Origin of the sequence: Catellatospora sp. NPDC049111, from assembly GCF_040648615.1 — a bacterium.
GTDB classification, from domain to species: Bacteria; Actinomycetota; Actinomycetes; order Mycobacteriales; family Micromonosporaceae; genus Catellatospora; species Catellatospora aurea.
In genome coordinates this window covers 92,560-100,695 of sequence record NZ_JBEZEB010000030.1, presented here as the reverse complement: position 1 = coordinate 100,695, position 8,136 = coordinate 92,560, and the positions used below count along the sequence as shown (strand labels likewise).

Genomic DNA, 8,136 nt, shown 5'->3' with positions numbered 1-8,136 from the left:
CAGCAGTGGCGCGGCGGCCAGCTGACCCCGGTCGACCGCTGGTACCCGTCGACCAAGACCTGCGCCCCATGCCGGACCGTCGCCCCCGCGATGCCTCTGCATCAGCGCACGTTCATCTGCGGCTCGTGCGGGTATCAGGCCGACCGGGACCTCAACGCCGCGGTCAACCTCGCCATCTGGGCCGAGCAGCACCACGCCCAGATCCGGGACCTCCACGCAGGGGGCCCGGTCACCAACGCCCGCCGAGGGGAAGGCCCTGGCCCGCGCACACGCGCAGGCGAAACCAGCCCCGACGACGCGGGAACCGCACCCACCCCACGCGGGGCGAGGAGCGGACGCCCGAGAAGGGCGCTGTCTCACAACTCCACCGAGTTATGAAACAGGCCGTAGGGCTTCGGCTTCTTCGGCGGCTTCGGTTTGCCGCCGTGCGGCTCGGGTTCGGCGGCGGGGCGGTGCGCTTCCGGGGTCGCCTGGACCGCGGCCGGAGCCGATGCACCACTGATCACGTCCACATTGCTCTGGCAGGCCGTGCCGTCCAGCTCGAACCGGGCGGGCAGGCCGGCCGACGCTCTTGCCGTGCCCGCGAGCGCGACGGCGGACGGGCTGCCCGCGACGAGCGCGGTGCGGCCGGTGACGACCACGCGCGGGCCGTCCTGGCGGACCTCCCCCGCACGGACACCGCCGACCCGCCAGCCGTCGGGGACCGTGAAGGTGAGCTGCCACCGCTGCGGGCGGCGGCCTGACGCGCCGACGGCGAGCGATGCGGTGTACTCGGTTCCGGCCGTGTGTATCTGCAGGCTGACGTGGCATGACTGCGCCGGCGGGGTTGTCTGGGTGGCGTCGGCCACGTCCGGGCCCGCGTTCAGCACCAGCACGCCTACCAGGCCGGTGACGGCGAGTGCCCCGGCCGACAGTCCCGCTCGGCGGCGGCGCGGCATGGTCCGCACGGCTGCGGCCACCCGGCCGGCCACGTCGGTGACCGGGTTCGGGTCGCGCCGGGTCAGTTCGGCGGGCAACGCCAGCAGGCGGGTGTGCGTCCGCTCGTCAGCCGCCTGCGCGAGGCGAGGCTCGGGAACGCTCCACTGTTCCAGGCCGGCGACCAGCTCGGCGGCGGTGGGCCGATCGTCGGGGTTCTTGGCGAGGCAGCTCAGGCACAGTTCTCTGATCGCCGGCGGCATGCCTGGCACGGGTGGCAGAACGTCCGGTGGGCTGAACACGTGCTGGCGCAGCCGCCGCGTCGGGGTGGTCGGCTCCCATGGCAGGTGCCCCGACAGGCACCGGTACATGACCATGCCGAGCGAGTAGACGTCGCTGGCCGGGGTCACCGCGCTGCGCCCGGTTACCCGTTCCGGTGCGATGTAGTCGACGGTCCCGACCAGTTCGTCCTCCTGGCCGTCGTCGAAGCCGGCCAGGACGCAGATACCGAAGTCGAGCACCTTGACCCCGGCCGCGGTCAGCATGATGTTGGCGGGGGTGACGTCGCGGTGGACGATGCCGCGCGCGTGGGCTGCGGCCAGGGCCGCGGCGACCTGCGCGGTGATCGAGAGGGTGGCCTGCCAGCCGAGGCCGGTGGCGGCCTCTCGCAGCGTCTGCCGCAGGGTGACGCCGTCCACCAGCTCCATGACCAGGTACGGCTGCTCGTGGCCGTCGAGCCGCTGCTGGCCGTAGTCGTAGACGCTGGTGATGCGCGGATGGCTCAGGCCCGCGACGGCGAGCGCCTCGGCCCGCAGCAGGCGCAGGTTGTCCGGCTGCGCGACCAGCCGCGGGGAGAGCATCTTGACCGCGACGGTACGGTGCAGGACCTGGTCGTAGGCGCGCCACACGACCGCCATGCCACCGGCGCCGACAGGCTCGACGAGCCGGTAGCGCCGGCCGAGCACCACGGGTTGATCTGTCACCGCACTGATCTACCCGGCCTCTGGCGGCGTTAACGTCGATCCGGCCGCCAGAGCCGGTCAGGCGAACCGGCCGTCGGCCGACTCGGCCCCGAGGCTGGCCGCCGCCTGGATCTGCCGGGCGTTCACCGAGGCCTCACACGGTGCCGGCTCACCGCAGTTGGCGCAGGACTGGTCCTCCACCGAGACGGGGTGATGGGTGCGCAGGAGCTCAGCGGCCGTGCTGACCACGACACTGTCGGCGTCGAACAGATACACAGGGGCCCCTCGGTCTCAAGCCTGTCGCGTGGCGACTGTTGCCGAGGGATAGCCGCCGATCCTGCCGGTTAAACATGTCCACGTCGGAGGTGGTGTGGCCGATGCCGGGTCGAGCGCCCGCCGGGCGCGGGCACTCGACCCGGCGTGGATCAGGCGGTGGACCGGCTCCACTGCTGGTTGTTGCCGGTGCCGCAGGTGTACTGCTGGATGTCGGCCCCGTCGCCGGTGCCGGAGCTCACCACGTCGAGGCACTTGCCGCTGTGCCGGGCGACGATCCGGAAATAGCTGCCGACGGCCTGCCACTGCCACTGCTGGTTCGTGCCGCTGCCACAGGCGTACTGGATGACGTTGGCCCCGTCGGCCGTCGACGCGCTCGCCACGTCCAGGCACTTGCCGCTGTTCTGGTTGACGATGCGGAAGTACCCACTGCCGGCGTCGGCGAACTCCCACTTCTGGTTGCCGCCGCCGTTCCAGGTCCACTGCTTGACCTCGGCGTTGTTGGCCGTCGACTGGTTCACCACGTCGATCACCTTGCCGCTGTTGCGGTTGCTCACCCGGTAGTAGGGCGGCGCGACGCCGGTGACGGTGCCCGCGGCCGCGTCGATGGTGACCTGCGGATACCAGCTCAGGCTCATCGTCGTGGCGCTCGGGAAGGCGATCGGCAGCCAGACGTACTGGGAGTCGCCGACCGGCCCGCCCCACGCGCCCGCCCAACGGTCCCCCATGTACAGGTAACTGGTCGCGGCGGTGCCCTGGATCGTCAGCACGAACGTCGACTGGGACCGGAACGTCGTCGAATCGCCGACGTTGGTCCAGCCGCTCCACGGGCCGGTGATGCTCGACGCGGTGGCGTACTTGGCCTGGTTCGGCGACCAGCCGGTCAGCCCCGAGGTGATCAGGAAGTAGGTGCTCCCCCGCTTGAACAGCGCGGGCGCCTCCCGGGCCGCGTCGTTCCAGAAGTTGCCCACCAGAGACCCGATGCCGAGGTAGTCGGCGGTCAGCCGGTAGATGTGCAGGTCACGATTCTCGTCGGCGGCCGAGAGCATGTACGCCGTGCCGTTGTCGTTGTAGATGGTGATGTCCCGGGACATGTGGCCGAGCGGCCGGAAGCTGCCCTGGTAGGTGTAGCTGCCGTCGACGGTGTCCCCGAGGGCGACCGCCGCCCTCGCCTCGCCGTAGTCCGAGCCGTTCTCCTTGTGCATCCACATCACGTACTTGCCGGTGGCGGCGTTGTAGATCACCTTCGGGCGCTCGATGTTCGCGACGCCGAGTTCGGCCGCCGACGACTGGGTCAGCACGTTGTTGCGAAACTCCCAGGTGCGCAGGTCGGTGGAGCGGTAGGCGGCCACCGCCTTGAACGTGTTGTCGGCGTTGCGGCTCTCCCCGAACCAGTAATAGTAAGCGCCGACCTTGAGGACCCCGCCGCCGTGCGCGTGCACGACGTTGCCGCCGGTGTCGGTGAACTGGGTGCCGTTGGTGACGGTGACGGGTGCCGCCTGCGCCGGCGGGACCGCCACGCCCAGCGACGCCACGATCGCGGCCACCGTCAGGGCCGTGAGCCGTCCACTCCTTCTCATCTCGCGTCCTTTCCCTCGGATAGCGGTGACACGTCGGTGACATCTTCGTAATCGGACGGGTCCGGTTTCCCCACAGTTCGGTGGCAGTCGTTCACGGTCGTACACAAACGAACGTCGGCCGCGGTGCGAACTTCGTCGATTTTTTCGGGGAAAGATCTGTTACGGTCAGGACCGCTCGACAAGCTGACGATGCCGACGAAAGGCACCGGTCAGCGCCGCCTTGTCGCGCGCTCCGCCGGGGCGACCCGGGCCGACCCATCCGGCGCAGGAGGCGCCCATGACGACGCAGCGACTCTTCGGCGTCCAGCGGCAGGAACTGCTCCTCGACGAGTTGCGCAGGCACGGTGCCGTGCGGGTGCGCGACCTCGCCCGCGAGCTGGCCGTCAGCGAGCTCACCATCCGCCGTGACATCGACTCCCTGGCCAGGCGCAACCTGGTGACGAAGGTGCACGGTGGCGCGACCCTGCCCACCCCCATCAGCCGCGCGAACCGGCCCCGGCAGGCGCGCGACCGGTTCACCATCGGCATGGTCGTGCCGTCGCTCGACTTCTACTGGCCGCTCATCGTCAGCGGGGCACGTGCGGCGGCGGCCGCCCTCGGGGTGAACCTGCAGCTGCGCGGTTCGAGTTACGAGCCGGACGAGGACCGCCGCCAGATCAGCCGGCTCGTCGAGGCCGGCCAGGTGCAGGGCCTGCTGCTCGCGCCGAGCCTGGACGGCGAGCGGGCGCACGAGATGGTCGACTGGATCGGCCGCCTGCCGGTGCCGACGATCCTGGTGGAGCGCCAGCCCGACCGGTGGACCTCGACGCCGCGGCAGATCGAGTGCGTACGCAGCGATCACTCGCTGGGCATGGAGATGGCCGTGCACCACCTGCACCAGCACGGGCACCGGCGGATCGCGCTGCTGCTGTCCAAGGGCAGCCCCACCTCGGCGTACCTGCTGCAGGGCTGGCGGGTCGCCTGCGCCGACCTGGGCATCTCGGATGCCATCGTGGTGCGCGAGTCGGTCGCGCTGACCACCCCCGGCCACCGGCAGATCATCCACAACGTGCTCGGCGAGTGCCGGCGCGCCCAGGTCACCGCGCTGATCGTGCACAGCGACCCCGACGCGATCTCGGTCGCCCAGTACTGCGCGGAGAAGGGCGTCAGCATCCCCGACGACCTCGCCATGGTCTCCTACGACGACGAGGTGGCCCACCTCGCCGAGCCCTCGCTGTCGGCGGTGCGCCCCGCGAAGACGCACGTCGGCCGCGTCGCGGTCGAGCTGATGGTGTCCCGCCTGCTCGACGGCGAACGCCGCCCCTCCCAGCGCGTCCTCATCGCCCCGGAGCTGTTCGTGCGCCGCTCCTCCCTCACCCGCAGCCGCCCCGCTGAAAAGCGAAGGAAGGGCACCTTCTACAACGCATAGCGATAAGAAGGTGCCCTTCCTTCGCTTTCGGTCAGAGGGTGGGGACGACGGGGGCGATGGTGCCGTCGGTGTTGAAGCGCATCGGGTCGACAGTCACCTCGCGGTTCATGCCGTCGCCGGCGGGGATGGCGAAGCGGTGGTAGGCGATGTACCAGGTGTCGGTGGTCGGGGCCTTGACGACGGAGTGGTGGCCGGGGCCCTTGACGCCGAGGCTGAGGTTCTTGGACAGGATGGTGCCGCGGTGGGTCCACGGGCCGAAGGGGGACGTCGCGGTGGCGTACTCGACGTGGTAGTTCTCCGAGCGGGTGTCGTCGACCGAGTACGACAGGTAGTAGACGCCGTTGCGTTTGAACGCGAACGGGGCCTCCCGGAAGTTCGGCAGGCTGAACGTCCGCACCTGCGCCGCGTCGAAGGAGATCATGTCCGCGTTGAGGCGCACCCCGTACGCGTAGCCGTTGCCCCAGTACAGGTACGACTGGCCGTCGTCGTCGGTGAAGACGTGCGGGTCGATCATCTGGCCGCTGCGGAACCCGGCGGCCACCAGCGGCCGCCCGAGCGGGTCGGTGAACGGGCCGGTGGGGCTGGTCGAGGTCGCCACGCCGATGTTGGTGTCGGCGCAGAAGTAGAAGTAGTACCGGCCGTTGCGGTAGGCGATCGTCGGCGCCCAGGCCCGGCTGTCCGACCAGCTGATCTGGGGTCCGAGGTCCAGGATCGTGCCGTGGTCGGTCCAGGTGAGCAGGTCGGTGGAGGAGAACGCCTTGAACCTGGTCGAACTCCAGCCGCTGTAGCCGTCGGTGGTCGGATAGACGTAGTAGCGGCCGTTGAGGTAGGCGATGTTCGGGTCGCCGTACAGGCCCTTGATGACGGGGCTGCGCCGCCCGGCCACCCACGGCGCGGTGACCTGGAACGAGCTGTCCGCCGCGAAGGTGCCGGGGTTGGTCGTCGACGGGTCGATCCAGAGCTCGTTGTTGCGGTGGCGCAGGTAGCGGCCCGGGAAGTTGGCCGACTCCAGGCGCACCGAACCGGTGGCCGAGCCGTCCCGCACGCAGAAGCTCGCGTCCGCCAGGAACGTGGTGCTGCCGCTGTTGGCCTCCAGCCGGATGCGGTAGTCCCGGTGCCGCAGCCACATGCCGTTGGCCGCCTGGAACGACACGCAGCCCGCGCCGCCGGCCAGCGCGGGCGTCACGGTGAAGGTCGCATCGCTCTTGGCCAACGCCGAACTGCCCGAAGTGACCGCGGCGACGCTGCCGAGGTAGTCGCTGTGCCGGACGTAGGAACCGGGGAGGTTGACCGACTGCAGCGACCGCGCGCCGGTCGGGATCTCGGCGGCCGTCGCCGGTTCGCCGCCCGCCACGGTCAGCAGAGACGCGGTCAGGCAGACGGTCAGCGCTCGGGAGATCACCCTGCGCCTGCCATGGGGGGAGGTTGTCACGGGGCCTCGCTCTCGGGAACGGGTGTGCCCCGGACACGGCTGCCCGGGGCACATCACGGATCAGCTGGTGATGAGGCGGAAGGTCGCGTCGGAGCGTTCGGTGGCGGTGCTGATCGGGTCGAGGCGGAGCAGGTAGTTGTAGTGGCGGATATAGCGGCTGGTGTTGTTGTAGGACTGGTACGACACCGCCGACGAGTCCGCCAGCCCGGCGACCTGCCGGAACGTGGCGTCCGCGGCGAACTGGGCCGAGCCGTCGCCGCGGACCAGGGCGAAGTCGTAGTTGCTGTGCCGCAGGTAGTAGCCCGGGAAGTTCACCGACTCGAACGACACGTAGCCGGAGGCCGAGTTCGCCAGCCCCGGCACGAGCCGCCACTGCGAGTCGGCGAGCGGGCTGACGTTCGGGTCGATGCGCGCGTCGAAGTTGGCGTGGCGCACGTACCGGTCGGTGAAGTTGAACGACTGCACCCGCCGCGCGGTGCCGCTGCCCCACCTGGCGCGCAGGCGGTCGTACTGCGCCTGGGTGATGCCGACGATGGAGCCGTGCCGCTTGTGGCTCGCGCCGAGCGAGTACTCGGAGGCCGCGCGGACCCGGTAGGTGCTGGTGGCGGCAAGGTTGGTCGAGGTCAGCGGAAGGTAGCCGCGACCGCTGGCGTACTGGTCGACCCACAGGCCCCACTCGTTGCGGCCGTTGTACTGGTGCAGGATCGGTCCCTCGACCTGCGCGCCGGTCATACCGAGGTGGGAGATGTCGCCGAGCCTGGTCCAGCCGCTGAGCAGCTGGTTGCTGCCCTCGATCGAGATCTGCCCGTCGCCGGACGCGCGGATGTAGCGGTACCCGCCGACGCTGCCGGGGATCTCCAGGATCTGGGTGTCGATGATGCCCTGGCTGCCGGGCCGGTCGATGTACGGCTGCGCGGCGGTGAAGGTGCGGAAGTCGGTGGTCCGGGAGTACCAGATGCGGGCCTTGTCCACGCCGTTGCGCGGCGAGATGGTCGCCCAGTAGACGAGGTAGTTCCCGGCGGCCGGGTCCCAGATCGCCTCCGGCGCCCATGCGCAGCCCGCACCGCTGATGCCCCCGGCCACGTCGACCAGCCGCGGCGCGGACCAGGTCACCAGGTCGGTGGACTCCCACACGACCAGCGACGTGCTGCCGGCGTGCTGGGCGGCGTCCCAGCCCTTGCCGCTGGCGATGCGCAGGTCGGTGGCGAGCAGGAAGAACCTGTCACCGGCCGGGGAGCGCACGATGCTGGGGTCGCGTACGCCGAGTTCGCCGACGTTGGAGCGCAGCACCGGTTGGGAGTAGTTGAGGTCGGTCCAGCGCAGACCGTCGGTGCTGGTGGAGAAGTAGATCTGCTCACCGCTGGCGCTCTCGCCGGTGAAGTGGGCCATGAGGTACGCCGCGTAGGTCTCGGCGGCCGCCGCGGGCGACGGCAGCGTGGTGAGACCGAGGGAAAGCAGCAGGGTGGCGGTGAGTCCGCCGAGCCCGAGCCGCCGCAACCGTTGTGTCATTCGTTCCTCCTCGGAACGTCAGTGCGGGCCTGCTGAACGGGTCCGGACTTCAGCGCA

At 70.4% G+C, this 8,136-nt stretch carries 7 protein-coding genes; 2 read left to right on the top strand and 5 right to left on the bottom strand.

Features of this window, described 5'->3' with window-relative positions; translation table 11 throughout:
* A partial coding sequence (locus AB0B66_RS30745) for a transposase (protein ID WP_360536517.1) occupies positions 1-378 on the top strand: 378 nt, incomplete at its 5' end.
* Here AB0B66_RS30745 and AB0B66_RS30740 read toward each other — a convergent pair.
* The 3 genes from AB0B66_RS30740 to AB0B66_RS30730 all read right to left on the bottom strand — a co-directional run bounded on the left by AB0B66_RS30740 (position 357) and on the right by AB0B66_RS30730 (position 3,730).
* Complete coding sequence (locus AB0B66_RS30740; protein ID WP_360536515.1) at positions 357-1,898, bottom strand: protein kinase; 1,542 nt, start codon at positions 1,896-1,898, stop codon at positions 357-359. The two genes, AB0B66_RS30745 and AB0B66_RS30740, sit on opposite strands and share 22 nt — an antisense overlap.
* Positions 1,899-1,955: 57 nt before the next feature.
* Complete coding sequence (locus AB0B66_RS30735) at positions 1,956-2,153, bottom strand: hypothetical protein (RefSeq protein ID WP_360536513.1); 198 nt, start codon at positions 2,151-2,153, stop codon at positions 1,956-1,958.
* A gap of 149 nt (positions 2,154-2,302) precedes the next feature.
* Complete coding sequence (locus tag AB0B66_RS30730) at positions 2,303-3,730, bottom strand: RICIN domain-containing protein (protein WP_360536511.1); 1,428 nt, start codon at positions 3,728-3,730, stop codon at positions 2,303-2,305.
* A gap of 277 nt (positions 3,731-4,007) precedes the next feature.
* Between AB0B66_RS30730 and AB0B66_RS30725 the strand changes: the two genes are divergently transcribed.
* Positions 4,008-5,138, top strand: coding sequence for a substrate-binding domain-containing protein (locus AB0B66_RS30725; RefSeq protein WP_360536509.1), 1,131 nt, complete (start codon positions 4,008-4,010; stop codon positions 5,136-5,138).
* 31 nt (positions 5,139-5,169) lie between these two features.
* Here AB0B66_RS30725 and AB0B66_RS30720 read toward each other — a convergent pair whose 3' ends face one another.
* Together AB0B66_RS30720 and AB0B66_RS30715 are read right to left on the bottom strand one after the other, a co-directional pair.
* Positions 5,170-6,540, bottom strand: coding sequence for a family 43 glycosylhydrolase (locus AB0B66_RS30720; RefSeq protein ID WP_360536507.1), 1,371 nt, complete (start codon positions 6,538-6,540; stop codon positions 5,170-5,172).
* Positions 6,541-6,630: 90 nt separating this feature from the next.
* Positions 6,631-8,079, bottom strand: a complete 1,449-nt coding sequence (locus tag AB0B66_RS30715) for a glycoside hydrolase family 43 protein (protein ID WP_360536505.1) — start codon at positions 8,077-8,079, stop codon at positions 6,631-6,633.
* Positions 8,080-8,136: the final 57 nt, after the last annotated feature.

Bases quoted from the DNA above. Each gene is read 5' to 3' on its own strand.
- AB0B66_RS30730 (WP_360536511.1), bottom strand. From the start codon at position 3,730: ATGAGAAGGAGTGGACGGCTCACGGCCCTGACGGTGGCCGCGATCGTG.
- AB0B66_RS30725 (WP_360536509.1), top strand. From the start codon at position 4,008: ATGACGACGCAGCGACTCTTCGGCGTCCAGCGGCAGGAACTGCTCCTC.
- AB0B66_RS30715 (WP_360536505.1), bottom strand. From the start codon at position 8,079: ATGACACAACGGTTGCGGCGGCTCGGGCTCGGCGGACTCACCGCCACC.